16 protein-coding genes and 1 pseudogene are annotated in these 26,811 nt (G+C 61.5%); 10 read left to right on the top strand and 7 right to left on the bottom strand.

Translation table 11 applies throughout. The features are described 5' to 3' along the window. The first annotated feature begins 137 nt into the window (after positions 1-137). Entirely contained in the window at positions 138-1,511 is a 1,374-nt protein-coding gene (gene mgtE, locus PR018_RS03620) for a magnesium transporter (protein WP_142829819.1), read from the top strand. Positions 1,512-1,575: 64 nt separating this feature from the next. Here the strand turns inward: mgtE and PR018_RS03615 are convergent, their stop codons facing one another. Both PR018_RS03615 and PR018_RS03610 read right to left on the bottom strand, forming a co-directional pair. After that, complete coding sequence (locus PR018_RS03615; RefSeq protein WP_142829821.1) at positions 1,576-2,106, bottom strand: GNAT family N-acetyltransferase; 531 nt, start codon at positions 2,104-2,106, stop codon at positions 1,576-1,578. An 11-nt stretch (positions 2,107-2,117) separates the two neighbouring features. Continuing rightward, positions 2,118-3,782, bottom strand: a complete 1,665-nt coding sequence (locus PR018_RS03610; RefSeq protein WP_142829823.1) for an electron transfer flavoprotein-ubiquinone oxidoreductase — start codon at positions 3,780-3,782, stop codon at positions 2,118-2,120. 252 nt (positions 3,783-4,034) lie between these two features. On the opposite strand from PR018_RS03610, the gene PR018_RS03605 reads away from it, so the two are divergent. From PR018_RS03605 to PR018_RS03565, 9 genes and pseudogenes are all read left to right on the top strand, one after another. Further along, positions 4,035-4,823, top strand: coding sequence for an SDR family oxidoreductase (locus PR018_RS03605; RefSeq protein ID WP_142829824.1), 789 nt, complete (start codon positions 4,035-4,037; stop codon positions 4,821-4,823). A 396-nt stretch (positions 4,824-5,219) separates the two neighbouring features. After that, positions 5,220-6,455, top strand: coding sequence for an efflux RND transporter periplasmic adaptor subunit (locus PR018_RS03600; protein WP_142829826.1), 1,236 nt, complete (start codon positions 5,220-5,222; stop codon positions 6,453-6,455). Continuing rightward, positions 6,452-9,568: an efflux RND transporter permease subunit gene (locus PR018_RS03595; RefSeq protein WP_142829828.1), complete on the top strand. Its 3,117-nt coding sequence runs from the start codon at positions 6,452-6,454 to the stop codon at positions 9,566-9,568. The genes PR018_RS03600 and PR018_RS03595 overlap by 4 nt, the downstream gene beginning before the upstream one ends. A gap of 152 nt (positions 9,569-9,720) precedes the next feature. After that, positions 9,721-11,010 (top strand): Hsp70 family protein, encoded by a 1,290-nt coding sequence (locus PR018_RS03590; protein ID WP_142829830.1) that lies wholly within the window; start codon positions 9,721-9,723, stop codon positions 11,008-11,010. A 61-nt stretch (positions 11,011-11,071) separates the two neighbouring features. Then, a complete protein-coding gene (locus tag PR018_RS03585; RefSeq protein WP_142829832.1) occupies positions 11,072-11,947 on the top strand; it encodes a uracil-DNA glycosylase in 876 nt (291 codons plus the stop codon). Positions 11,948-12,102: 155 nt separating this feature from the next. Further along, positions 12,103-12,291: a hypothetical protein gene (locus PR018_RS03580; protein ID WP_142829834.1), complete on the top strand. Its 189-nt coding sequence runs from the start codon at positions 12,103-12,105 to the stop codon at positions 12,289-12,291. 255 nt (positions 12,292-12,546) lie between these two features. After that, on the top strand, positions 12,547-13,791 hold the full coding sequence (locus tag PR018_RS03575) for an MFS transporter (RefSeq protein WP_142829836.1): 1,245 nt from the start codon (positions 12,547-12,549) through the stop codon (positions 13,789-13,791). Positions 13,792-13,970: 179 nt separating this feature from the next. After that, on the top strand, positions 13,971-16,619 hold the full coding sequence (gene pepN, locus PR018_RS03570; RefSeq protein ID WP_142829838.1) for an aminopeptidase N: 2,649 nt from the start codon (positions 13,971-13,973) through the stop codon (positions 16,617-16,619). A gap of 212 nt (positions 16,620-16,831) precedes the next feature. Next, positions 16,832-19,138 (top strand): annotated as a pseudogene (locus PR018_RS03565) (PAS domain-containing sensor histidine kinase); the annotation flags it as partial. Positions 19,139-19,159: 21 nt separating this feature from the next. Here PR018_RS03565 and PR018_RS03560 read toward each other — a convergent pair. The 5 genes from PR018_RS03560 to PR018_RS03540 all read right to left on the bottom strand — a co-directional run bounded on the left by PR018_RS03560 (position 19,160) and on the right by PR018_RS03540 (position 26,676). Continuing rightward, the gene (locus PR018_RS03560) at positions 19,160-22,111 is read right to left on the bottom strand and encodes a bifunctional [glutamine synthetase] adenylyltransferase/[glutamine synthetase]-adenylyl-L-tyrosine phosphorylase (protein ID WP_142829841.1); all 2,952 of its coding nucleotides are present in this window, start codon (positions 22,109-22,111) and stop codon (positions 19,160-19,162) included. Between the two features lie 150 nt (positions 22,112-22,261). Further along, the gene (locus PR018_RS03555) at positions 22,262-22,801 is read right to left on the bottom strand and encodes an MOSC domain-containing protein (RefSeq protein ID WP_142829843.1); all 540 of its coding nucleotides are present in this window, start codon (positions 22,799-22,801) and stop codon (positions 22,262-22,264) included. Between the two features lie 69 nt (positions 22,802-22,870). After that, positions 22,871-24,283 (bottom strand): sensor histidine kinase, encoded by a 1,413-nt coding sequence (locus PR018_RS03550; RefSeq protein WP_142829845.1) that lies wholly within the window; start codon positions 24,281-24,283, stop codon positions 22,871-22,873. Beyond that, on the bottom strand, positions 24,280-24,957 hold the full coding sequence (locus tag PR018_RS03545; RefSeq protein ID WP_111220777.1) for a response regulator transcription factor: 678 nt from the start codon (positions 24,955-24,957) through the stop codon (positions 24,280-24,282). Before PR018_RS03545 ends, PR018_RS03550 begins: the two co-directional genes overlap by 4 nt. A gap of 165 nt (positions 24,958-25,122) precedes the next feature. Further along, the gene (locus tag PR018_RS03540) at positions 25,123-26,676 is read right to left on the bottom strand and encodes a Do family serine endopeptidase (protein ID WP_142829846.1); all 1,554 of its coding nucleotides are present in this window, start codon (positions 26,674-26,676) and stop codon (positions 25,123-25,125) included. Positions 26,677-26,811: the final 135 nt, after the last annotated feature.

The following is a 26,811-nucleotide window of genomic DNA, read 5'->3' as shown; positions in this document are numbered from 1 at the left end:
TCAACCGGAGTCATCTTACGATGCCTAGCGACAGTAGCAGTCGATTGCCTATGCCGTCAGCGGCCTTCGTGCACTAACCGACTCCTGTCGGCTCGCCACGATCCGCCGCTGCGGCGGATCGACAGAAAGGCGAGCTCATGAACCTCAACAGCTTACCCGTTCGGGCCGGCCACGCCGCCCTCAATCTCCTTCACGAAACGCGCGGCATCACGACCGCAGAACGCGTCGAGCGGCTGAATGCCCTCGACGTGAAGGAAGCAGCCGCGACACTGGCGACCTTATCGCTGCAGAAGGCGGTGCACGTCCTCAACCAGCCGGAGCTGCACAACGCGGTCGACATCGTGACCGCGATGCCGCCGGAGCATGCGGCAAAGTTGCTCAACGCCACCGCCAACGACCGCGTTGCCGATATTATCCTCGAAATGGACGAGGATGTCCGGGATGCCCTCGTCGCGCGGCTGGACCTTGCCACGCAACAAGCGATCAAGGCCCTGATGGGCTATCCGCCACGCACGGCGGGTGCCATCATGACGACGGAGTATGTGAGCGTGCCGGACGACTGGACAGTCGGCCAGGCGCTGCAACACGTCCGCCAGGTGGAGCGCTCGCGCGAGACCGTCTACGCCATCTACGTGCTCGACAGCCTGACGCATGCGTTGACCCATGTTGTCACGCTGCGGCGGCTGATCAACGGCGAGAACGATGCGTCGATCCTCACGGTCGCGCAGATGGGCGAACCGGTGACGGCATATCCTTTGATGAGACAGGAGGATGTCGCGCGTCTGATCCGCAAGCACAACCTGCTGGCGCTGCCGATCGTCAACGACGAACAGAAGATGCTGGGGATCGTCACCGTCGACGACGTCATCGACACGATGATTGCCGACACCACGGAGGACGCCCAGAAATTCGGCGGCATGGAAGCGCTCGGAAAGCCTTACATGCAGATCAGCTTCACCGGCATGATCCGCAAGCGCGCCGGCTGGCTGGCGGCGCTGTTCCTCGGCGAAATGCTGACGGCAAGCGCCATGCAGCATTTCGAGGGCGAACTGGAAAAGGCGGTCGTGCTGACGCTGTTCATACCGCTGATCATGAGCTCCGGCGGCAATTCCGGGTCGCAGGCGACGTCGCTGATCATCCGGGCGCTGGCGCTCGGTGAACTGAAGCTTTCGGACTGGTGGAGAGTGCTTGTGCGCGAATTGCCGACCGGCGTGACGCTTGGCACAATCCTCGGGCTTGTCGGCTTCATCCGTATCGTTGCCTGGCAGCAACTGGGGTTGTTCGACTACGGACCGCACTGGCAGCTGGTGGGGCTGACGGTGTTCGGAGCGCTGATCGGCATCGTCACCTTTGGCTCGATTTGCGGCTCGATGCTGCCGTTCATCCTGCAGAAGATGCGGCTCGATCCCGCCAGCGCCTCGGCGCCGTTCGTGGCGACGCTGGTCGATGTCACCGGCCTGGTGATCTATTTCACTGTTGCCCTGGCGATCCTCAGCGGCACCTTGCTCTGAGGCCTCTCAGGCGGGCGGCTGCCGCCCGCCAATCATCGGCGGATTGCGCTCGACGTGCAAACCATCAGGCAAAACGCAGGATCATGGCCACACGCCGGTCTGCACCCATGCCGACGGAGACTTCTTTTTCCAGCGCCTTGCGCAGTTCAGGGACAAGGTCGCTGTCGACGATTTCTGAAAATCCCAGCCGGGCATAAAACGGCGCGTTGAAGGGCACGAAGCGATCTGTGGTCAGCGTCACGCCGCGCAGGCGACTGGCGCGGGCGGTTTCGATGGCAGTTGCCATCAGGCGCCGGCCGACGCCCTTGCGTTGCCAGGCACGTGCAACGTCTACCTCCCGGATATAAAGCATTTCGTCGCTTTGCGTGCCGGCGAGGAAGGCTATCGGCTGGTTCTCTTTGTCTGCGGCAACGAACAGCAGATCGTCATCCAGCGATTGCCGCAGCAGGCTTTCCGGCAAGGCATGGGCCTCGCGGCTTCCACCGCGCGCATCGGCGAGCGTCGCGAAGGCATCGAGTTCGATCTCCGTCAGCCGTGGCAACTCCTCAAGCCGGGCCAGCCGGATGATGAAGCTGTCGGCTGGATCTCCCGTCATCCCGGCGCTCCTCACATGTTCGGGTAGACCGGCCCCTCACCACCCTGCGGCGGCACCCAGTTGATGTTCTGGTTTGGGTCCTTGATATCGCAAGTCTTGCAGTGGACGCAGTTCTGGGCGTTGATGACGTAGGTTTCAGCTCCGTCCTTCTCCACCCATTCATAGACACCGGCGGGACAGTAGCGCGTCGAGGGGCCGGCGTAGATGTCGTGTTCGGAGGATTTCTGCAGCGCCATGTCTTTGACCTGCAGGTGGACCGGTTCGTTTTCCTCGTGATTGGTGTTGGACAGGAAAACGGACGACAGGCGGTCGAAGGTCAGTACGCCATCCGGACGCGGATAGTCGATCTTCTTATGCTTTGCCGCAGGTTCCAGCGAGGCGGCATCGGTCTTGCCGTGGCTGACTGTTCCGAAAAATGAGAAGCCGAACAGCGAGTTGGTCCACATGTCGAGGCCACCGAGTGCGACGCCGAGCACCGTGCCGAACTTCGACCATAGCGGCTTGACGTTGCGCACCCGCTTCAGATCCTTGCCGATGTCGCTGCTGCGCCATTCGTTTTCGATCTCGACAACTTCGTCGTTGGCGCGACCGGCGGCAATAGCAGCGGCAATATTGTCGGCCGCCATCATGCCGGACAGCACCGCATTGTGGCTGCCCTTGATGCGCGGAACGTTGACAAAACCGGCCGAGCAGCCGAGCAGCGCACCGCCCGGAAAGGTGAGCTTCGGCACCGACTGCCAGCCGCCTTCTGTGATGGCGCGGGCGCCGTAGGAAAGACGCTTGCCGCCTTCGAACGTGCTGCGGATCGCGGGATGGGTCTTGAAACGCTGGAACTCTTCGAAGGGATAGAGATAGGGGTTCTTGTAGTTGAGGTGGACTACGAAACCGACCGCCACCGTATTGTCCTCGAGATGATAGAGGAAAGAGCCGCCGCCAGTCTTCATGTCGAGCGGCCAGCCGAAGGAATGCTGGACCAGCCCCTGCTTATGGTTCTCGGGTTTCACCTGCCACAGTTCCTTGATGCCAATGCCGAACTTCTGCGGCTGGCGATCCTTGGACAGGTCGAACTTGGCGATCAGTTGCTTCGCCAGCGAACCGCGGACGCCCTCGCCGATCAGCACGTATTTGCCGAGCAACTCCATGCCGCGGGTGAAATTCGGGCCGGGCTCGCCATTCTTCTCGACGCCCATGTCGCCGGTGGCAACGCCGATAACGGCGCCGGCGCTATTATAGAGCACCTCCGTCGCGGCAAAGCCGGGGTAGATCTCGACCCCAAGCCCCTCTGCCTTCTCGGCCAGCCATCGACAGACGAGGCCGAGCGAGACGATGTAATTGCCGTGATTGCTCATCAGCGGCGGCATCAGGAAATTCGGCAGGCGGATGGAGCCGGCAGGGCCAAGCAGCATGAAATGGTCGGCCTTGACTTCCGTCTTGAAGGGGTGCCCCTCCTCTTCACGCCAGCCCGGCAGCAAGCGGTCGATGCCGACAGGATCGACAACCGCTCCGGACAGGATGTGCGCGCCGACCTCGGCGCCTTTTTCCAGCACGACGACGGTGAGGTCCGGATTGACCTGCTTCAGACGGATGGCAGCCGACAGGCCGGCCGGACCGGCGCCGACGATGACGACGTCGAATTCCATGCTTTCGCGTTCCGGCAGTTCCATTGCATCGGTCATTGCGTCGTCTCCACTTGGCCCTGCGCGCGGCCCTGTCCCCGTTTTGCCTTATCTCTTGTCAAAACGGAATGGGATTGTCGAGCCGGGATGCGACGCTGGCTCCCCCAATTCGCACAATCGACCGTGAGCCGAGTTTTCATGCCGTGGCCAAGGGACAGATGGAAAAGACAGCGCATTTTTCTTATGCGCCGCCGGCCGCCGCTCTATATGAAGCGGATCGGCACAGGCCATCGAAAATGAAGGACGACCAAAATGGATCTCGGCATCAAGGGAAAACGCGCACTCATCCTGGCGTCCTCGAAGGGACTTGGACACGGTATCGCCGTGGCGCTGGCGCGCGAAGGCGCTGACGTGCTCCTCTGCGGTCGCAGCGGCGAAAGGCTGGCAGCGAACTGCGCAGCCATCAATGCCGAGGGAAACGGCAAGGCCTTCTGGCTGCAAGCCGATCTCGCCGATCCCGACTTCGTCAAAACACTCACCGAGGGAGTTGCGTCAAAGCTCGGCGGCCTCGACATCCTCGTCAACAACAGCGGCGGCCCTACTCCCGGCACCACCGAAGAGATGACCGCTGAAAATCTCGAGAGCTACTTTATCACCATGGTGGCGCGCGTCATCACCCTCACCAACGCGCTGCTGCCAGCCATGAAGGCGCAGGGCTGGGGCCGCATCCTGACCGTTGCGTCCTCCGGGGTCATCGAGCCGCTGGCTAATCTGGCTCTTTCCAACACGATGCGTCCGGCGCTTGCCGGCTGGAGCAAGACGCTGGCAAGCGAAGTTGCGAGCTATGGAGTGACCTCGAACATGCTGCTGCCGGGCAGCATCGCAACCGACCGTCTCGACGACCTCGACGGCGCAGCGGCAAAGCGTACGGGCCGTCCGATGGAAGATATCCGTGCCGAGAAGCAGGCACGCATCCCGGTCGGGCGCTACGGGCGGGTCGACGAATTCGCGGCGACGGCGGCGTTTCTCTGCAGCGAACCGGCAAGCTATATCACGGGCTCGATGATCCGTTGCGACGGCGGCGCCGCGCGCTCCCTCTGATTGCGGATGCCGAACCCGACATTGATCGCCTGGTTCGGGCTGCTCTCAGTCTTGGCCACGAGTGCGGTAAGTTAGGACTGTTGAGGCGACAACGCGCCTACTGCAATCAGCGGAGGCATGTGAAAGCAATGAGAAATCTTGGGATGTAATTCCGGAGCGATTCAACGCCTTTTGGCATGCCGGGCGGCCCGAAGCTTTCCAAGTGTTAATTTTTCCACGGAAATAACTGTGATAGATTGCCCGCTAATGGTTCGCCAGCCAAGATAAACTGAACGTATTCTAATGGCGCGGTAACGGAAATGTGAAGTGTTACTCCGGCGCTGTCATCTCTGCGTTGGTTTCATTGCACATCTGTAGGCCGCTTACTTACGAAGTCGTTCCTTATCGGTAGCACATATGAAGAAATTCTGGATCACGCTGTGTCTCGTCATTGTCGCAGGTGCGGCGCTTTGGACTTACCGGGAACGTCTTCCTTATGTTTCTGCCCTGCTTGGAAAGGGCTCCACGTCGCCCGCAAGCACCAGCACGGCCGAGAATGGCAATCGTAAGAAGTCAGGCGCGCCGGTCGTCGTCAAAACCGTTGCTGCGGTCGAGACGACACTGCCGATGGATGTGACGGCCACGGGATGGGTGGTGCCGGTCGATTCGACGACCATAGCCGCGCAAGAAAGTGGTGTGATCACGCAGATCATTGCGCAGGATGGGGCAACGGTTAAGGCCGGTGACCTGATCGCCAAACTCGATCCGCGCACTGCGCAGGCCACCGTCGACAAGGACAAGGCGGTGTATGCGAAGGACCAGGCAACGCTGGCCCAGACAGAATCAGCGCTGACCCGCGCGCTGAACCTTTTGAGCAGCAAGGCGGGCACCCAGGCAACGGCGGACGAGGCGCAGGAGGCGCGCGACGCAGCTGTGGCGACTGCTGCGGCCGACAAGGCGCAGCTTGCGTCGGATGAGGTGCTGCTGGAGCACACTGATATCCGTGCGCCTTATGACGGACGTCTCGGCGACATCTCCCTCAGCCTCGGCGCCTATGTGAGCCCCGGCACCGCCATCGTCACGATCACCAAGTACGATCCTGCTTTTGTCAAATTCAACCTGCAGGAAACCAGTCTGCGCCAGTTGCAGGAGGCGCTCGCTGCTGGTCCGGTTCCCGTCAGCACCGTTCCGCGCTCCGCCAAGGGCAAGCCTCGCCAGGGAGAAGTCAGCTTCTTCGATAACACGGTTGATTCCGCCTCGGGCACAATCATCGTCAAGGCGAAATTCGACAATGCCAATGGGGCGCTGTGGCCCGGAAGATCGGAAAACGTCTCCGTGCACTTCTCGGACAAGGAGCCGCTGATCGTGGTGCCGACGGTCGCCGTGGCACCAGGCCCGGACGGCTTTATTGCCTTCGTGGTCGGCAAGGACAGCAAGGTTCACGTCACGCCGGTAACTGTCGCGCGCGCCAACGGCGACCGCACAGCCGTCGCCAAGGGTCTCGCCGTCGGCGATCACGTCATCATCGAGGGCCAGTCGCAGGTGACGGACGGCCAGACGATCAAGGAAGAGTTCAGCGACGGTGCGGCACAGAAGGTAGCATCTGCCGCTGACGGCAAGACCGAAAACTTTACGGTCGGAGCCCAGCCATGATCCCGCTTTTTTGTATCCAGCGTCCGGTCGCAACTACCCTTATCGCGATCGGCGTGGTTCTGGCCGGCCTTGCCGGCTACCAGCTGATCCCGGTCGCAGCCCTGCCGCAGGTCGATTTCCCGACTATCAACGTTTCCGCCCAGCTGACCGGCGCCTCGCCGCAGACCATGGCGACATCGGTGGCGACGCCGCTGATCAAGCAGTTCGAGACAATTCCGGGGATCAGCGAAATCAGCTCGACCAATTCGCTCGGCAACACCAGCATCGTCCTGCAGTTCGATCTCAACCGCAGCATCGACGCTGCGGCCGCAGACGTCCAGGCGGCGATTTCCACAGCAACGCGGCAGTTGCCGAACAATTTGACGACGCCTCCGAGCTATCGCAAGACCAACCCTGCAGACGCACCCGTCATGCTGATCGCCGTGCAGAGCGACACCCTGCCGCGCAGCAAGCTCGACGATATCGCCGAGAACATCATTTCCCCATCGCTGTCGACATTGCCGGGCGTCGCTGAAGTGACGGTCAACGGTGCTCAGACCTATGCCGTGCGGATCGGCGTCGACCCAGACAAACTGCTTGCCCGGGGCATCGGCATCGACACCGTCAACTCTGCGGTCGTGAACGCCAACAGCCAGGTGCCCGTCGGCACATTGCAGAACTCCGCCCAGAGCATGACCATCAATGCGGATACGCAGCGCACCAACGCCGCGCAATTCCGCACTCTGGTCATCGCCAATCCCAACGGTGCGCCTATTCATTTGAGCGATGTTGCCAACGTTCAGGACAGCGTCGAAAACCAGAATGTCGGTAGCTGGTATGACGGCAGCCGGGCCATTATCCTGTCGATCCAGCGCCAACCCGACGCCAATACCGTCGATGTCGTCGACGAGATCAACAAGACGCTGCCGAAGCTGCATGCCGAGATGCCGGCATCGGTGAAGACGGTTGTCATGAACGATTCGGCCGCACCGATCCGGGAAGCGATCGGCGACGTCAAGTTTACGCTGGCACTGACAATCGGGCTCGTGGTCCTCGTCATCTACCTTTTCACCGGCCACGTGATGGCAACGATCATCCCCGGGCTGGCAGTTCCGCTGTCGCTGGTTGCAACATTCGGCATGATGTATGTGCTCGGCTACAGCGTCGACAACATCTCACTGCTCGGGTTGACGATAGCGGTCGGGCTTGTGGTCGACGACGCCATCGTCATGCTGGAAAATATCCTCAGGCATGTCGAGAACGGCATGCCGGTGCGCCAAGCGGCCATCCAGGGCTCGGCGGAAGTCAGCTACACCATCATCTCGATGTCGATCTCGCTGATCGCGGTGTTCATACCCATCCTGCTGATGGGCGGCGTCGTCGGGCGTATTTTCAACGAATTCGGCATGGTGGTGGCAATCGCTATCGTCTCGTCGGCAATCGTCTCGCTGACCGTGACGCCCATGCTAGGCTCGCGCCTGTCGAGCGGCCACAGTCATCCGCCGTATCCCGTTCGACTTTTCAACCGGGGTTTCAACTGGACTGAGCGTAACTACGACAAGGGCGTTGCCTGGTGCCTGCGCAACCGCGCCATAGTGCTCGGCAGCTTCCTTGCCTCCGTGGGGCTGTCGATCTACCTGTTCATGACCCTGCCGGCGAGCTTCTTCCCGACCGAAGACATTGGCCGCCTGCAGATTTCGACTCGCACCCGGCAGGACATTTCCTATGATGCCATGCGCGATCTCCAGAGCCAGGCTGCGGCACTGATCGAAAAGAACCCAGCTGTCGAACATGTCATGTCGATCGTCGGTGCCAGTGCCCGCCAGACGCTGAACAACGGCACGATGTATGCCCAGCTTAAGGACAAGAAGGATCGTCCGCCGCTCGACCAGACACTTCGGGAAATGCGGGCCGCCGTGGCGACCATCCCGGGCATCCAGGTGTTCATCAATCCGCAGCAGAGCCTGCGTTTTGGCGGACGACAGACGGCCAGCCAGTATCAGCTGGTAGTCCAGGCCCTCAGCGCCGACCTGACCAACACCTGGGCCAACAAGCTGCTCGTGGAGATGAAGAAGGATCCGCGCTTCACCGACGTGACGACCGACGCCCAGAACAATGCGCTGCAGGCCAATATCGTCATCGACACGGAGAAGGCCGCTGCCTACGGCATCAACAATGCCTCGTTGCGCACGACGCTGCAGGAGGCATTCAGCGACTATGCCGCCGCGCAGATCCAGTCTACCGGCGATAGCTACGACGTCATCATCGAATACGATGCCAACCAGCCCTGGGACGACCAGAAGCTTTCGCGCATCCGCGTCTCGTCCTCCTCCGGCGCGCAGGTTCCGCTATCCAATTTCGCCCATATCGAGCGCAATACCGGACCTGTGACGATCAACCAGACGGGACAGCTGGTTTCGACGACGGTGTCGTTCAACCTGCCGGCCGGGGAGGCGCTGGGCGATGCGACGGCGTTTATCGACCAGATCAAGAAGCAGATCAACATGCCGGCTGACGTCTTCACGTCCTATGGCGGTACGGCCCAGATCTTCCAGCAATCGCAGGGCAGCACGCCCTACCTGATCCTGGCCGCCGTGCTCACGATCTATGTCGTCCTCGGCGTGCTCTACGAGAGCTTCATCCATCCCCTGACCATTCTCTCCGGCCTGCCGGCAGCGGCGCTCGGAGCCTTGCTGGCGCTAAAAGTGTTTGGCTTCGACCTGTCGATCATTGCGCTGATCGGGCTCTTGATGCTGATCGGGATCGTCAAGAAAAACGCGATCATGATGATCGACGTGGCGCTCGAGACATTGCGATCGTCGGACAAGGTGTCGCCGGCCGAGGCTATTCATGAGGCGTGCGTCCGGCGTTTCCGGCCGATCATGATGACGACATTCTGCGCCCTGCTCGGTGCCCTGCCGATTGCCATCGGTGGCGGCGCGAGTTCGGAACTCCGCCAGCCGCTTGGCGTCGCAGTCGTCGGCGGCCTCGTCGTGTCGCAGATCCTGACGTTGTTCATCACGCCCGTCATCTTCCTGGAGATGAACCGGCTCGACAATTTCGTCAGGCGCCTCGGCCGCAGGAAAGAGCAGCCGCAGCAGGAGAACCCTCCGACCGCGATTGCGGCGGAATGACCTCTGGCCTGTCCGGAGAGATTTCAGGGCCTTCACCATCTTGCGCAGCCTGATGGCCTATGCGATGACGCGCCCTCTTCGATCAGAGGGCGTTTCGCTTTGGCGCGGGACATCGCCCCATCCAGACATTTTCGGCAGACAGGAGTGCGAGCATGGCTCAGGCGCTAGGTTTCGACTTTGGCACGACGAACAGCGTGATGGCGCTGGCAGACGGAGCGGCCACGCGCTCGGTCTCGTTCACCAGCGCTGCCGGCTCTGCAGACAGCATGCGCACCGCCCTCTCCTTCATGAAGGATCGTCACCTCGGTGCGGCGGCACTGAAAGTCGAGGCAGGCAACGCTGCGATCCGCCAATTCATCGACAATCCCGGCGATTGCCGTTTTCTCCAGTCCATCAAGACCTTTGCAGCCAGCGCGCTGTTCCAGGGAACGCTGGTGCACGCCAAGCGGCATAGTTTCGAAGACCTGATGGAAATTTTCATGCGTCGCCTGAAGGCCTATGCCGGCGACGACTGGCCATCGGATATCGGCCGTATCGTCACGGGAAGGCCTGTGCATTTCGCCGGCGCCAACCCGGATCCAGCGCTGGCGACAGCGCGTTACAACGAAGCGCTGACGCGGCTGGGTTTCCCGGAAATCCACTACGTGTACGAGCCTGTCGCGGCGGCTTTCTACTTCGCGCAGAACCTCAAGAGCGACGCCACGGTGCTGGTGGCCGACTTCGGTGGCGGCACGACCGATTATTCGCTGATACGGTTCGAGACTGCGGCGGGCCGGCTGACCGCAACGCCGATAGGCCATTCCGGCGTCGGCGTCGCCGGCGACCATTTCGACTTCCGCATTATCGACAATGTCGTCTCGCCACTGATCGGCAAGGGAAGCTACTTCAAGAGCTTCGACAAGCTGCTCGAGATGCCCTCCTCCTATTACGCCAATTTCGGCCGCTGGAACCAGCTGTCGATCTTCAAGACATCGCGCGAATTTCCGGAGTTGCAAAAGTTGGTCCGCACGGCCATCGAGCCTGACAAGCTCGAAACCTTCATCGAGCTCATCGAGCATGACGAGGGATATCCGCTCTACCAGGCGGTTTCCGCCACCAAGATGGCATTGTCATCCGCGGAAGAGGCCGAGTTCAATTTTCCGCCTCTCGGCGCTGCCGGCAAGACATCGATCCGGCGCAGCGATTTCGATGGCTGGATAGCGCCGGAACTGGCGCGGATCGAGGCGGCCCTGGACGAGGTGCTGGAAAAGACCAACACACCGGCTGCCAGCATCGACAAGGTGTTCCTGACAGGCGGGACGTCCTTCGTGCCCGCCGTGCGCCGGCTGTTCACCGAGCGCTTCGACGTGAGCCGGATCGAGACCGGTGGCGAATTGCTGTCGATCGCGCACGGTCTGGCGCTGATCGGCGAGCGCGACGATATCGCCCAATGGACCTCCTGAGCCGGGGATGGTGGGGGCTTTGGCCCTTCCCTTGCCCGACCGGCTTCGCTAGAGTTCAGCAATGATCTCCGTTCAAGACCTCTCCCCGGCCGAACTTGCCGCGCTTTTGCATTTCCATGCCGACGCGGGCATCAGTTGGATGCTGGAAGAGGATCCGGTGGACCGCTTTGCCGAATTCGAGGCGCTGAAAGCGGCGAGACAGGCGGGGCGTCCGGCGCCGGCACCCTCGCCTACGCCGGCAAGCCCGCTCGCCAGCGCTGCCGAACGTCGGCCTTCGGCACAGGCGGTTGCGACTGCGCCACCCGCTGCAGCGCGCGCGCCGGCTATTCCAGACGAACAGGCTATCGACCAGGCGCGCTTTGCTGCTGAAAGCGCTCGCTCGCTGCCGGAACTGAAAGCCGCCCTGGAAGCCTTCAACGGCTGCAATCTGAAGAATAGCGCGCGCTCGACACTGTTTGCGAGCGGCAACCCGGAGAGCGGAATCATGGTCATCGGCCCGATGCCGGGCGCCGACGATGACCGCGAGGGCGCTGTGTTCGCCGGACGGTCCGGCCTTCTTCTCGACCGGATGCTGGCGTCGATCGGCCTTGATCGTGATGGCATACTACTCACCAATGTCATTCCGTGGCGGCCGCCGGGCAACCGTGCGCCATCCATTCCGGAAACGGATATCTGCCGCCCCTTCATCGAGCGACAAATCGCTTTGGCAGAGCCGAAAGTCCTGCTGTTGCTTGGAAATTTCACCGCGCGCTTCTTCTTCGGCGGTAACGAGACCATCCATGCCCTTCGCGGACACTGGCGTGAAATCGGCGCCGGAGCCGGCTCTGTCCCGGCGATTGCGACGCTGCATCCCCAGGATCTGCTGACCGCGCCGATCAACAAGCGGTTGGCGTGGCAGGATCTTCTGGCTTTTCGCCGCCGGATCGATGCAGTCTGATAAACGACTATTTTTTTGGCACTATAATGAAATTATGAATTTAGCCATGTGATTTACGCATGACTGCCATGGCGGCAACATGCGTTGTAGAATCGATGCTGCATTGCGATATTAATCGGGCGTCTTGGGAGGAACCACGATCAGGATCCAAGGCAATGACCATTCGTTCGCGTCCTATACATTGCGGGTTTGAAACCCTCCGTCAGGTAAATGCTTCTTTGCGCGGGTCACAAGGCTATCGCCGCCTCGAGGCGACAAACGAACAGATAACGGCTCGTGGAACCGGCACATCTTCCCGTCTTGTCCGCCCGACCACGATGTTCGCGGAATTTCGCGCCTCCTGAAAAGCGTGCAGGGTCCGCATAGCTGAGGTGCCTCGGTGAACGTGGCGATGCGAGAGCCTTGAAAGAGCAAGCCGGGCAACAGCCTCAGCGGCACGAGAACCTCAGCCGCCAATTCACATTCAAACGGCAATACGATTTCGCTTTCGGTGACGCGCTTTATGCGCCGCGCAGTGTCGCGATTGATTGCGCGCTTATGGTGGGATAGAGGACAATACATTCTCTGCCATCCACCCCTGCCAAGAGCGGAACAGTGCCATGCTGGCAAGCCTGATCTCTATCGCCAGCCTGATGCTGTCGACCCTCCTGATGATGGTCGGGCTGGGGTTGATGAACTATGTCGTGCCGATCCGTTCGGTGGCGGAGGGATGGTCGACATTCACGATCTCTTTCATCGCAACCGGCTATACGCTCGGATTTACCATCTCCTGCATCATCACTCCGCTGTTTGTGAAGCGGGTTGGCCATGTACGCGTGTTCGGCGCCCTGATTTCACTGCTCGGCGTCGGCATCCTGCTCTGCGCGCTGCTGGTGGACTGGCGGGCCTGGGTGGCGTTCCGCTTCATCAGCGGCTTTGCCATCGCCGGCAGCTACCTGATCATCGAAAGCTGGCTGAACGAGCGCGTCACCAATGCCAACCGGGCAACGATCTTCTCTGTGTATATGATCACCTGCCTGGTAGGATCGATCGGCGGGCAATATCTTGTCCCGCTCGGCGATCCCAAATCGACGTCTCTGTTCATCCTGTGCGGCATCATCTTCGCGCTGGCCATGCTACCGACGGCGCTGTCGACGGCCGCCTCTCCGACACCGATAGCCCAAGCCAAATTCAACCTTCCCAAGCTCTATCAACTATCTCCCGTTGCCTTTGTCGGCTCGCTGCTATCGGGCGCCCTGTCCGGCACCTGGAATAGTCTTGGCGGCGTCTACACCCAGATCGTCGGCATGAATACGGCGCAGGGGGCGACACTCCTCGCCTGCGTGCTGGCAGGTGGGGCGATCTCGCAAATGCCGATAGGCAGGGTATCCGACTTGATCGACCGTCGCATGGTGATGATCGTTTGCGGCATCGTCGGCGTCGTCGCCTGTGCGGTCATGACCCTATTCGATGTCCGTTCCATCGTCTCGCTCTATATCGCCGCCTTCTTCGTCGGCACGGTGCTTTACCCGATTTACGCGATCAACGTCGCGCATGCCAATGACCGCGCGGCCCCGGACGAATATGTGACGATCTCCAGCGGCATCATGATCCTCTACGGCCTCGGCACCGTCGTCGGTCCGCTGGCTGCTGGTGCAATGATGCAGGTCTTCGGCACGTCGGGACTGCTCTGGTTTCTGGCGCTGGTTTTTGCGTTCTATGCTGGTTACGCGGGCTGGCGCACTGCGCGGCGAAAAGTTGGTGAGGGGCGCATCGACAAAACTGATTTCAAGGCCATGCCGATCCCGGTGCGCGGGACGGAGACATCCGTCCGTACTGCTTCGCCAGACGACCGCCTTGCCTGATCGCCGGTAAATTCTTCTGTTATCAAAGAATTTCGGACAGCAATTGCAAATTGCGGTCGAAGAAATACATGGCTTTAGCTTTGGTTCAGATTTTAATGTAATCATATTGAATAAAGCTGTTTCAAATCGACGCTCGCGCCCGCTCGGCCACCGTCCCTAACGTCTACCTAGGAACCCCCATGCGCACTGATATCGGCCAGATCGTCCATTTGGCGGACTACCGTCCCACAGATTTTGTCCTGGAGCGCGTAGACCTCACCTTCGAACTCGATCCGACCGCAACCAAGGTGGAAGCCAGGCTGATCTTTCACCGCCGCGAAGGGGTCGATGCAACAGCGCCTCTGATCCTCGACGGCGACGAATTGAGCCTTTCCGGCCTGCTGCTTGACCAGGAAGAAGTTCCGGCGTCGCAGTATTCAGTCACCGACAAAAACCTGACTGTGCGCGATCTACCATCAACGCTGCCTTTCGAACTGACGATCACCACGATCATCAACCCGGAAGCCAATACCCAGTTGATGGGCCTTTACCGCACCGGCGGCATCTATTGCACCCAGTGCGAGGCCGAGGGTTTTCGCCGCATCACCTATTTTCCCGACCGCCCCGACGTGCTGGCGCCATACACCGTCAACATCATCGGCGACAAGGCTGCCAATCCACTGCTTCTGTCGAACGGTAACTTCCTCGGCGGTGCCGGGTATGGCGAAGGCAAGCACTTTGCCGCGTGGTTCGATCCGCATCCAAAGCCGAGCTATCTCTTTGCGCTGGTCGCCGGCGATCTCGGCGTCATCGAAGACACGTTCGTCACCATGTCCGAGCGCGAAGTGACGCTGAAGATCTATGTCGAGCACGGCAAGGAGCCGCGCGCTGCCTATGCCATGGATGCGCTAAAGCGCTCGATGAAGTGGGACGAAGAGGTTTTCGGCCGCGAATACGATCTCGATATCTTCATGATCGTCGCCGTCTCCGACTTCAACATGGGGGCAATGGAGAACAAGGGGCTTAACGTCTTCAACGACAAGTACGTTCTGGCCGATCCGGAAACGGCGACCGACGCCGACTATGCCAACATTGAAGCGATCATTGCCCACGAGTATTTCCACAACTGGACCGGCAACCGCATCACCTGCCGCGACTGGTTCCAGCTCTGCCTGAAGGAAGGCCTGACGGTTTTCCGCGACCACGAGTTTTCAGCCGACCAGCGCTCGCGCCCGGTCAAGCGCATCGCGGAGGTCCGGCATCTGAAATCCGAACAGTTTCCGGAAGACGGCGGACCGCTGGCGCATCCCGTCCGCCCGACGAAATATCGCGAGATCAACAATTTCTATACAACGACGGTCTACGAAAAGGGCAGCGAAGTCACCCGCATGATCGCGACGCTCCTCGGCAGCGATCTGTTCAAGAAAGGCATGGATCTCTATTTTGAGCGTCATGACGGCGACGCCGCGACGGTCGAGGATTTCGTTGCCTGCTTTGCAGAGGTCAGCGGCCGCGACCTGACGCAGTTCTCGTTGTGGTATCATCAGGCCGGTACGCCGCTGGTCACCGCCTCCTGCGCCTACGATGCTTCCGCCAGGACCTTCACCCTGTCGCTCGAGCAGATGGTACCGGCGACACCCGGCCAGTCTGCCAAGGAGCCGATGCATATTCCGCTGCGGCTTGGCCTGCTTTCCGAAGACGGAAAGCCAATGACACCGGCGAAAGTCGAGGGTGCGGAGTTCACGACGGACGTGCTGCATCTGGTCGAACGCGCCCAGACTGTCGTCTTCCACGACATCCCGTCACGTCCCGTGCTCTCCCTGAACCGCAGTTTCTCGGCGCCGATCAACCTGCACTTCGACCAGAGCGCAGCTGATCTTGCCCTCATTGCCCGCTTCGAGTCCGATCATTTTGCGCGCTGGCAGGCGCTCACCGATCTGGCGTTGCCGATCCTGCTGCGGGCAGTCCAGGACACCCGCAATCGTGCGCCCGTCGCCTGCGACCAGACGCTGATCGACGCCCTTTTGACGGCTGCCGCAGACGAAACACTGGAGCCGGCCTTCCGCGCTCAGGTGCTGAACCTGCCGAGCGAGGCCGACCTGGCTCGCGAGCTTGGTGCCAACAACGACCCGGACGCGATCCACGCCGGCCGCCAGGCGATCCTTTCGCAGATCGCCGACGCCGGAAGGGATATCTTTGCGGCGCTCCACGAGGGCATGGCAACACCGGGCGACTTTAGCCCCGATGCCGCCAGCGCCGGCCGACGCGCGCTCCGCAACGCCGCGCTCGGCTTTTTGTCGCTGTCCGACAACACGCCGGCGCGCGCCAAGGCCGCCTTCGACGCTGCCAACAACATGACCGATCTGAGCCACGCGCTGACAATCCTGGCGCATCGCTTTCCGGAAACGGCGGAAGCCAACGAGGCACTGGCGACCTTCAAGACCCGCTTCGAAGACAATGCACTGGTCGTCGACAAGTGGCTTGCAATCCAGGCTTCCGTTCCCGGCGCTGCAACATTGCAGCGCGTCCAGGCGCTGATGCAGGATCCGCTGTTCACGCGCGCCAATCCCAACCGGGTGCGGGCGCTGGTCGGAACCCTTGCTTTCAACAATCCGACGGGCTTCAACCGCGCCGATGGCGGAGGCTACCGCTTCCTGGCCGAGGAAATCCTGACCATAGACCCCCGCAACCCGCAGCTTGCCGCCCGTATCCTGACATCGATGCGTTCATGGCGATCACTGGAGCCGGTCCGCGCCGATCATGCGCGCGCGGCGCTGATGCAGATCGAGCGGGCGGAAGAGCTTTCTACCGACGTCCGTGACATCGTTGACCGCATTTTGAAGGAGTGATTTGCGGCGACGCAACAGGTGATTTGCGCGACAAGAGCAACGAAGACTGGGCATTGCCTCCGACGCGCGCAATCTCGACTTCTAAAAAACCTGCAATAGCAAATAGTTAAGAAAGTTTTATCACGCCCTCTGGACAAGCCGAATCGCGAATGATTCATTGGCGCAGGTTCGGGCGAGCGGCGCCGCGAATCACACGAGGTTCAGGGCGAGATATGGTGGACGTGCGGCGGGCGACTGCGGCCGAGGGGCGGCTGCGTGTCAATTTTGACGATCTTAAATCTTGGCATGACGGTCTTATCGACCGTGCGGGGGTAAGCGTCGGCAACGTTTCACGCAATTTTTCCAAGGCAGAAAACATCCTCAAGCGGGCAATCCCGATCCTGATCCTCGCCTTTCTCTCCGTCGTGGCTGCCTCGCATATCGTAGCGATGGTGATGGAGCACGGCCGCATGGAAACAGCGGCTCGTCATTCCACGGTTCTCTCCGCGTCTGTCGCATCCGCCGCTTTTGCCCATGACGTGACATTGTTCGATGTCGGCGACAGGGATGCGGCCGAAGCGCGGCTTCGCACCTTCCTGCCGCAGGACAGGCTCGACAGCGGCGACTTCGTGCTGCTTGTGCAGGCAAGCGGCCGCGTCTTTGCCTCTTCCATCGACGGGGTCCGGTACGTCGGCCTGACGATCTCGGACTTCTTTCCTGAAGTCTCAACCATTCGCCGGTTCGGGGACGGCGGCGGCGTGATCGAAACCACCATCGGCGGCCTGCCCTACTACGCCTCGATCGCGCTTATCGGCGACAAGGGCGGGTTCATCGTGTCGGCCGTGTCGCTGGAACAGATCGGCCGCCTGTGGCGCGACGAGCTCACCCTGAACGTGACGCTATTTGCCGGGATTTCATCGATCCTGCTGGTCATCCTCTACGCCTACTACATGCAGGTCCGGCGAGCCCGGGATGCAGACGAGACTTTTCTGGAATCCAACCTGCGCGTCGAGACTGCCTTGTCGCGCGGACGGTGTGGCCTTTGGGATTTCGATTTTGCCAACCGCGAATTCTTCTGGTCGCGCTCGATGTACGACATGCTCGGCCTGCCCGCCTCGGACAAGACGCTATCTTTCGGCGACGCGGCCCGCCTGATGCATCCGAACGACAACAGCCTGTATGAGCTGGCGCGCGCCGTCGCCAAAGGCAAGGCCGGCCAGATCGACCAGATCCTGCGTATTCGCCATGCCGGCGGTCACTATGTGTGGATGCGGGTCCGTGCCCAGGTTATCCGCACCAATTCCGGCCAGGAGCACATGATCGGCATCGCGATGGATGTCACCGAACAGCACCGGCTGGCGCAGCGCTACGCCGAAGCCGACCAGCGGCTGGCGGATGCTATCGAATGTACGTCGGAAGCCTTCGTGCTCTGGGACAAGAACGACCGCCTGGTCATGTGCAACGCCCACTATCAGCAGGCCTACGGGCTTCCAGACAGCGTCCTGATGCCCGGTACCGAGCGTTCGGCCGTGGCGGCAGCCGCAGCCCGTCCTGTGATCGAGCGGCGCATCGCCGATGCGGACCGCTCTGGCTACTCCGTCACCACCGAAGTGCAACTTGCCGACGAGCGCTGGCTGCAGATCAACGAGCGCCGGACGCGCGATGGCGGCACCGTTTCCGTCGGCACGGACATCACGCTGCTGAAACGCCACCAGGAGCGCCTGCGCGAATCCGAGCGCCGCAACAACGCGACCATCGACGACCTCTCCGCCTCACGGCAGACTCTCGAGCGCCAGAAAGCGGAACTCTCGATTGCCAACACAAATTACCTGGCCGAAAAAGACCGCGCCGAAGCGGCCAACAAGGCTAAGTCCGAATTCCTCGCCAACATGTCGCATGAGCTGCGCACGCCGCTCAACGCCATTCTAGGTTTTTCGGAAATTCTGCAGAACCAGATGTTCGGTCCGCTCGGATCGGAAAAATACGACGAATATGCCCGCGATATCCACGACAGCGGCAAGCATCTCCTCAACGTTATCAACGATATTCTCGACATGTCGAAAATTGAGGCCGGCCATGTCAAGCTGTCATGCGAGACAATCGACCTGGTGCCTTTGATCGAGGAATGCCTGCGCTTTACTTCCGTGCCCGCTGCTTCGAAGAATATTCAGGTGGAGCAGCGCTTCTTGACAGGCAGGACGCTGACAGCCGACCGTCGAGCCATGAAGCAGATCCTGCTCAACCTGCTCTCCAACGCCGTCAAGTTCACCAACAATGGCGGGCGGATCGCCGTGCGCCTGCGCGATGTCAGCGAGGGTGTCATGCTGACGATCGCTGACACCGGTATCGGCATCCCGAAATCCGCACTCGGCAAGATCGGCCAGCCCTTCGAGCAGGTGCAGAACCAATACGCCAAGAGCAAAGGTGGGTCCGGTCTCGGACTTGCCATCTCTCGCTCACTGGCAACGCTGCATCAGGGCACCATGAACATCCGTTCTCGCGAAGGCGTCGGCACCGTCATCTCCGTCTATATTCCGGACCAGCCAACCTCGACGGGTGCCTTACCGCACGAGGACCGCATGAAATATGCGGCGCGTCGCGTCGCCTAGGCGGCGGAGTTCAGCTTCCAGTGTCACCACATCCGGGCAATCGCCGGCGTGGGCCACGAGATCGATCAACCCTGCCGGCGCTTGTGCGGGATCGAAGACACCATCGATGCAAAGCCGGATCAGCTGCGACAGCTCGGTATAGAGCGCCAGCGCCTGCCGGCACCTGGCGAGATCCTGCTCGGGGATGAGACCGGGGCCGAAGCGCGCAAGCGCTTCCGCGGTAGTAAAGCCCCGGTTTTCTTCCGCCGTAACGGCGAGCGGCGACACCAGCCGCGCATATTGGCTGAGGAACTCGATGTCGATCTGGCCGCCCGGCATGTGCTTGAGATCCCACACTCCGGCGGGCGGCTTCTCGGTATCGACGAGTGCCCGCATGTCCGCCACGTCAGTGGCGATCTTTGGCTTGTCTGCGGGCGCTGCGAGAATGCCGGCGATGATCCGTTCGGCATGCGAGACCAGTGTCGGGTCGCCGCAAACCAGCCGGGCCCGGGTCAGAGCCATATGCTCCCAGGTCCAGGCTTCCTCGCGCTGATATTTCTCGAAGGCATTGATGCGGGTTGCAACCGGCCCCTTGTTGCCCGAGGGCCGCAGCCGCATGTCGACCTGATAGAGAATGCCCTCGGCCGTCGGCGCAGACAGGGCGGCGATCAGGCGCTGGGTGATGCGGGTGAAATAGCGGGTGGCGTCGAGCGGCTTCTGACCATCCGAGCCGGTTGCGCCATCGTCGTAGTCGTAGAGCAAAATAATATCGACATCGGATCCGGCTGTGAGTTCGAAGCTGCCCAGCTTCCCCATGCCGACGACGGCGATGCGGCCGCCGGGGAAATTGCCGTGCGCCAGGCTTACTTCGGTTTGAACAGCATCCAGCGCCGACGCGATGACGAGATCGGCCAGATGGCTGAACGCCCGTCCCGCCATCTCTCCCGATATCGCACCGGTGAGCAGCCTGATGCCGATCAGGAAGCGCTGCTCTGCGGCAAAGATGCGGAGTCGGTCGAGTGTGTCTTCGTAGTGCCGGGCGGGCTGCAGGAAGCTTTCGAGGCGCGAGGAGAGGTAGTCACGCGTCGGCAGCTCGGTCATGATGCCCGGATCCAGCATGCCATCGAAGACATGTGGGCGCGCGGCGATGATATCGGCTAGCCGTGGCGCCGCCGACATGATGGTAACGAGAAGGCCGAGCAGCACGGGATTGTTGCCGAGCAGAGAAAAGAGCTGGATGCCGGCCGGCAGTCCAGCGAGAAACTGATCGAAGCGCAGTAGCGCCTCGTCGGCCCGCGTACTTTCCCCGAAGGCGCGCAGCAATTGCGGCATCAGTTCCGTCAGACGCTCCCGTGCCTCGACCGATTGGGTCGCGCGATATCGGCCGTAATGCCAGGTGCGGATGATACGGGAGATATCGGCCGGGCGGGTAAAGCCGAGACGCTGCAGGGTCTGGAGTGTCTCGGGATCATCAGCCTGGCCGGTAAAGACGAGATTGCCGGCCTCGCCGGATAATCCCTTCTCGTACTCGAAAAGTTGGGAATAGCGCTTTTCGACTGTCTTCAGCACGGACACAAGCCGCTCCGAAAAGCGCGGCAGGTCCGCAAAGCCCATCATCAGCGCGATGCGCCTCAGTTCGGGGTCTGTCTCGGGCAGCAGGTGGGTCTGCTCGTCACGCACCATCTGGATGCGGTGCTCGACATCACGGAGGAACCAGTAGCCCTCGGTCAACTCGTCGCGCGTTTCCGCATCTATCCAGCCTGCCCTGGTCAGTTCAGCAAGCGTTGCCTCCGTTGCCCGGCTGCGCAGCGACGGCATGCGTCCGCCGGCAATCAACTGCTGGGTCTGGGCGAAGAATTCGATCTCGCGAATGCCGCCCCGCCCGAGCTTGACGTTGTGGCCCTTCACGGTGATCGCGCCGTGGCCCTTGTGGACGTGGATCTGCCGCTTGATCGAATGGATATCGGCGATGGCGGCGAAATCCAGATATTTGCGGAAGACGAAGGGCACGAGATCGCGGATGAAGGCTGCCCCGGCCTCCCGGTCGCCGGCCACGGGGCGGGCCTTGATGAAGGCGGCGCGCTCCCAGTTCTGTCCCCTGCCCTCGTAATAGATCATCGCCGCATCGACAGGCATGGCAAGGGCGGTGGCGCCAGGATCGGGTCTCAGGCGCAGGTCTGTGCGAAACACATATCCGTCGGCCGTGCGCTCCTGCAGGATGCGGACGAGCCGCCGCATCAGTCGCGGGAAGATCTCTATCGCGTCGTCGGGATCGGCAACGATGCCGGCCATCTCGTCGAAAAAGATGACCAGATCGACATCGGATGAATAGTTCAGTTCCTCTGCCCCGAGCTTGCCCATTCCGAGAACGATCAGGCCGGAGCCCTGGCTTGGCGCCGTGACGTTCACCAGCGTCAGCTTGCGGGCCTCGTGGGCCGACAGCAACAGGAAGTCGATTGCTGCGGAAATGGAGGCCTCGGCAAGTCCGCTCAGCAGGCGGGCCGACGTCTTTGCATCGAACAGCCGGCCTAGGTCGGCGAGCGCGATCAGAAATGCCGTCTTGCGCTTGATACGCCGCAGCCGGGCCATCAGCTCGGTTTCGGAAGGGGCGACGCCGTCGACGGGCCGCCACGCCTCCCGGGCATCGGCAACCAACCGGTCGATCTGCGACAGCAACGGCACATTGATCGCGGATGCGAGCAGAGGCGCGTCGAGCTCGGCGGTATCGCGGAGGTAGGGTGAAAGCGTGAAGACCGCGACGATAAAATCCCGCAACGCCGTATCGCCGTCCAGCAACGCCGCTATTGTCGGCTCGGTCTTGCCAAGGGTCTTCAGTCTGGCCAGGGCAGATTTGGCTTCGGCCTGGCTCAACGGTCGCAGAAGGCCGGGAGCCACGGTATCCAGTCGATCTGTCGATGGGGTCACACAGCACTCCGGCCTGTTCAAGCGGTCGTGGTCAGACGCCCCGGCCAACAGGCGCGACGCTGATTGCCAGCCAATCTAGGACGAAGTGCACTCCCCGCCAATAGCGTTGATCGCGATGGTTCGCGACAAGGGCATGGCAATGATTTTCTCTTACACACGTTCCAGAGGGCGGTGCGGCAACGGAGGCAGGTCGGCCGCGATCTGGTCGCCGGGCTGCACTCTGCCGCCAGAAAGCACGATGGTCATGACCCCGGCCTTGCGGACGATGTTGCCGTCTTTTCCGGTATAGACGACCTTCTTCAAAAGCCCGGTCCGGAAGTTTTCGATCTGGGCGCAGGGATTGCGCAGGCCGGTCACCTTCAGCCTCACGTCGGGTCCGATCTTCAGGATCGTATCGGTCGGCAGTTCCAGAAGCGAAATTCCCTCGGTCAGGATGTTTTCGCCCAGATCGCCCGGCTGCAGCTCGAACCCCTCGCCTGCGAGTTCATCGAGCAGTTCACGCTCGATCAGGTGGACCTGACGGAGATTGGGCTGGTTCGGATCGACAGCCACCCGCGAGCGATGCTGCACCGTGACGCCCGCATGGGCATCGCCCTCAACGCCCAAATTCTCGACGATCTCGATGCGATCGACCACAGCCTTGGAGAACTGGTGCACCTGATCACGGGCGACGGAAATGACTGAAGCCATGGCGTGAGGTCCTCATTGAAGTTGTTCACAGCGGTAATATGGGTCGATGTCCGATTTGTGAAGGCCGCCCTACGCCTTGCCGGCGTTCGCAAACACCATCGTCGCGGTCAGGCCGCGGGCCTCGCTGCTGTCGGGGTCGGTATCGGAAAGCTGCAGCTTGCCGCCGTGCAGTTCCATGACAGCTTCGACCAGCGACAGGCCGAGGCCGGTGCCCGGCTTCGAGCGGCTTTCGTCGAGACGGAAGAAGCGTTTCACCACGTCTTCGCGCCTTTCTACCGGCACGCCTGCACCACGGTCAGCGACACAGAGCGTGACGCCATCGGCACCACGGCTGAGCTTGAGAATGACCTCCGGCTGACCATTGCCGCCAGGCGCGTATTTCAGAGCGTTGTCGATGAGGTTGAACAACGCCTGGCCGATCAGTTCGCGATTGCCCTGGATTTCAACGCCGGGCTCTATCTCGGCCGTGAGGACAAGCCCGGCATCTTCGGCGACCGGCTCGTAGAGTTCGGCGGTGTCGGCGACAATGGCGGAGAGATCGACCGTGGTCATTTCGGCTGCAACCGCGCCGGCCTCAACACGGGAGATCATCAAAAGAGCGTTGAAGGTGCGGATCAGTTGGTCTGATTCGGCGATGATGCCTTCGAGTGCGCCGCGCCGGCGATCCTCGTTGTCGATGTCGAGCGCGTCGACCGCCTTGTTGCGCAGACGAGTCAACGGCGTCTTCAGGTCGTGGGCGATGTTATCGGAAACCTGGCGCAGGCCTTCGTTGAGCTTCTCGATGCGCTCCAGCATGGTGTTCAGCGAATCCGACATGCGGTCGAACTCATCGCCGGAACCGCCGACCGGAAGACGCTGCGACAGGTCGCCGGCCATGATCTTGCGGCTCGCATCGGTCATCCGGTCGATGCGGCGGAGCGCATTGCGGCCGATGCCGAACCAGATCACCAGTGCCCCGACACCCATGATCGCCAGCGCCAGCATCAGCGCCTGGCGTACGAGCAGACGAAACCGCTCGGGCTCGCCGAGGTCGCGGCCGATCAGGATGCGCAGGCCGTTGTCGAGCGTGAAGATGTTGGCGATGGCGAGGTGGCGACGCTCGGCGCCGGTATCGGCATATCGCTCGTAGGTGAAGGGGACTTCGGTCCAGCCCTGGTCGTCGAAGGTGCCGGGCTGTACGGACGCGACGTTGCCGGCAAGAATGACGCCCGTAGGGCTCGCAATAACGTAAAGATTGGCTCCCGGTTGGCGAGCGCGGCGCTCCATCGTACGCAGCAGAAGGTTAAGGCCGCCGCCCTCATAGGCGTGCTTGACCTGATTGACTTCCTGGCTGACGGCATCGCGGATCTGGCCCGTCATCAGCCGCTCGGACATGGATGTCACGTAGAACACCAGCGTCGCAGCGCAGAGCGCGAAAAGCAGGATGTAGAGGGCGGACAGGCGGACGGCGGTGGACTTGAAGAGGACGCGGAAGCGACTCATCCCTCGTCCTTGATCATGTACCCTGCCCCGCGAATGGTCTTCAGCAGCGGCATGTTGAAATCCCGCTCGATCTTGGCACGCAGGCGCGAGACGTGGACATCGATGACGTTGGTCTGGGGATCGAAGTGGTAATCCCAGACATTTTCCAGCAGCATGGTGCGGGTCACCACCTGGCCGGCGTTCTTCATCAGGTATTCCAGCAGGCGGAACTCGCGCGGCTGCAGGACGATCTCCTTGCCGGCCCGGCGGACCTCGTGGGACAGGCGATCGAGTTCGAGATCGCCGACGCGGTACAGCACATCCTGATCCGGCGTGCCCTTGCGGCGGCCCAGAACTTCGACGCGGGCGAGCAATTCGCTGAAAGCATAGGGTTTCGGCAGGTAGTCGTCGCCGCCGGCGCGAAGGCCTGTGACGCGGTCGTCGACCTGGCCGAGCGCCGAAAGGATCAGCACAGGCGTATGGATCGCCTTGCGGCGCAGTTCGGCGATGACCGAAAGCCCGTCGCGTCGCGGCAGCATACGGTCGATGACCATGACGTCGTAGGTGTTTTCCGAGCCCATGAAGAGGCCGCTCTCGCCATCGCTGGCGTGATCGGCAAGTATACCGGCCTCGCGGAACGCCTTTGTCAGGTAAGCGGCGGCCTCGAGATCGTCTTCGATGATCAAAATCTTCATGTGCGTGACATTACCCGCCGGCGGTACTGCTGCACAACCGGAATCGGCGGCGTTTGATTTTGGCTGGCTACCGGTGGTCATGATTTCACCCATGGTTGCTTTGAAAACAAGGAAGCCGTGCAGGCGGGGGCTTGCACGGCTTCCTCCACGTTACTTTCTCCGCGATCAGCCCTGGCTGAGCGGCAGAGCCACGAAGCGGCTGCCGTTGTCCGACTGGATCTGGAAGAGCGCGCGGGTGCGGCCGTCCTTCTTCGCCTGGGTAATGACCTTGGCGATATCCTGGGCGTTGGCGACCTCCTGGTTATTGACCGAGGTGATCTTCTCGCCTTCCTTCACGCCCTTGTCGGCAGCGTCGGAGTCCGGATTGACGCCGGTGATCGCGACACCCTTGCCATCGTCGGACGGACCGACGGTGAGGCCGAGATCGGTAAGCGCCTTTTCCGAGGCTGGCTGCTGCGGTTCTGCCTGCGGCGCATTGTTGCCGTCGGCCGATGCCTTCTGCTCGGCAGGCAAGGTTCCGAGGTCGACGGTGACAGACTGCGACTTGCCGTTGCGCCATATGGCGACCTCGACCTTCTTGCCCGGCGCCATGGCACCGATGCGGCGTGCGAGATCGCGTGGGTCCTTGATAGGTTCGCCGTTGACTGCGGTCACTACGTCGCCGTTCTTGATACCGGCCTTCTGGCCCGGCGAACCTTCCTGCGGCGAAACGACAAGCGCCCCGGCTGCCTCGGAAAGTCCGAGCGATTCGGCAATGTCCTTGCTGACGGGCTGGATCTGCACGCCAAGCCAGCCGCGCGAGACGGAGCCTGTCTTGATGAGGTCGGCGACGACGTCCTTGGCGGTCGTCGAAGGGATCGCGAAGGCGATGCCGACGCTGCCGCCCGATGGCGAGAAGATGGCCGTGTTGATGCCGACGACTTCGCCGCTGAGGTTGAAGGTGGGGCCACCGGAGTTGCCCTTGTTCACGGCCGCATCGACCTGGAGATAATCGTCGTAAGGGCCGGAGCCGATGTCGCGGCCACGGGCGGAAATGATACCGGCGGTGACCGTGCCGCCCAGACCGAAGGGATTGCCGACAGCGACGACCCAGTCGCCAACGCGGACCTTCTCGTCGTCGGCCCATTTGACGTAGGTGAACTTGCGCTTGTCGTCGACCTTGAGCACGGCAAGATCGGTACGCGGATCCTTGCCGATCAGCTTGGCATCGAGTTCTGTGCCATCGCTGAGCACGACGACGAAGGCGGCACCGTCGGAGACGACATGGTTGTTGGTGACGAGGTAGCCGTCATCGGAGATGAAGAAGCCCGAGCCCTGGGCAACCGGACGGAGGCGACCCTTGTCGGCATTCGGCTTCTGCTGCTCGCCCTGCATGCCCTTGCCGTTCGGCTGCTGGCCGAACTGCTTGAAGAACTTCTTTAGCGGATGATCGTCCGGCAGGTCGTCAAAACCGCGACCGAGCCCGAAGCTGTCGTCCTCATCGGCAGCCGCGGGGTTGACGCGGGACTCGACACGCACCGACACGACGGCGGGAGACACGGCATCGACGACATTGGCGAAGCTTGGAACCTGCGGCGCCTGGACGACCACGGCGTCTGCATAGGAATTGGAAATCATGGCTGGGACGCCTGTCGCCAGGGCAGCAACAGCAATGCCGGCGACAGCGGAAGCCTTCAAGGCAGTGCTGCGCGTCAGGCGGCCTTTGATGGTCTCGAACATGTGCGTTACCTTCTCTTTCGTCTGGACTGGCGCCGTGGGGTCAGCGGCGATCAGTTGATGGAAAGGATATAGGATCTTGCACGTTACGGTGAACTGTCCGGCCCATGAAATGTTGGTAATGTTGCAGAATGTTTC

This window comes from Rhizobium rhododendri, from assembly GCF_007000325.2.
GTDB classification, from domain to species: domain Bacteria; phylum Pseudomonadota; class Alphaproteobacteria; order Rhizobiales; family Rhizobiaceae; genus Rhizobium; species Rhizobium rhododendri.
The sequence above is the reverse complement of the archived record's forward strand: the minus strand, read 5'-3'. Positions and strand labels throughout refer to the sequence as shown.

Excerpts from the sequence above, each read along its gene's own strand:
- mgtE (WP_142829819.1), top strand. The coding sequence starts at position 138 with ATGAACCTCAACAGCTTACCCGTTCGGGCCGGCCACGCCGCCCTCAAT.
- PR018_RS03615 (WP_142829821.1), bottom strand. The coding sequence starts at position 2,106 with ATGACGGGAGATCCAGCCGACAGCTTCATCATCCGGCTGGCCCGGCTT.
- PR018_RS03610 (WP_142829823.1), bottom strand. The coding sequence starts at position 3,782 with ATGACCGATGCAATGGAACTGCCGGAACGCGAAAGCATGGAATTCGAC.
- PR018_RS03605 (WP_142829824.1), top strand. The coding sequence starts at position 4,035 with ATGGATCTCGGCATCAAGGGAAAACGCGCACTCATCCTGGCGTCCTCG.
- PR018_RS03600 (WP_142829826.1), top strand. The coding sequence starts at position 5,220 with ATGAAGAAATTCTGGATCACGCTGTGTCTCGTCATTGTCGCAGGTGCG.
- PR018_RS03595 (WP_142829828.1), top strand. The coding sequence starts at position 6,452 with ATGATCCCGCTTTTTTGTATCCAGCGTCCGGTCGCAACTACCCTTATC.
- PR018_RS03590 (WP_142829830.1), top strand. The coding sequence starts at position 9,721 with ATGGCTCAGGCGCTAGGTTTCGACTTTGGCACGACGAACAGCGTGATG.
- PR018_RS03585 (WP_142829832.1), top strand. The coding sequence starts at position 11,072 with ATGATCTCCGTTCAAGACCTCTCCCCGGCCGAACTTGCCGCGCTTTTG.
- PR018_RS03580 (WP_142829834.1), top strand. The coding sequence starts at position 12,103 with ATGACCATTCGTTCGCGTCCTATACATTGCGGGTTTGAAACCCTCCGT.
- PR018_RS03575 (WP_142829836.1), top strand. The coding sequence starts at position 12,547 with ATGCTGGCAAGCCTGATCTCTATCGCCAGCCTGATGCTGTCGACCCTC.
- pepN (WP_142829838.1), top strand. The coding sequence starts at position 13,971 with ATGCGCACTGATATCGGCCAGATCGTCCATTTGGCGGACTACCGTCCC.
- PR018_RS03555 (WP_142829843.1), bottom strand. The coding sequence starts at position 22,801 with ATGGCTTCAGTCATTTCCGTCGCCCGTGATCAGGTGCACCAGTTCTCC.
- PR018_RS03550 (WP_142829845.1), bottom strand. The coding sequence starts at position 24,283 with ATGAGTCGCTTCCGCGTCCTCTTCAAGTCCACCGCCGTCCGCCTGTCC.
- PR018_RS03545 (WP_111220777.1), bottom strand. The coding sequence starts at position 24,957 with ATGAAGATTTTGATCATCGAAGACGATCTCGAGGCCGCCGCTTACCTG.
- PR018_RS03540 (WP_142829846.1), bottom strand. The coding sequence starts at position 26,676 with ATGTTCGAGACCATCAAAGGCCGCCTGACGCGCAGCACTGCCTTGAAG.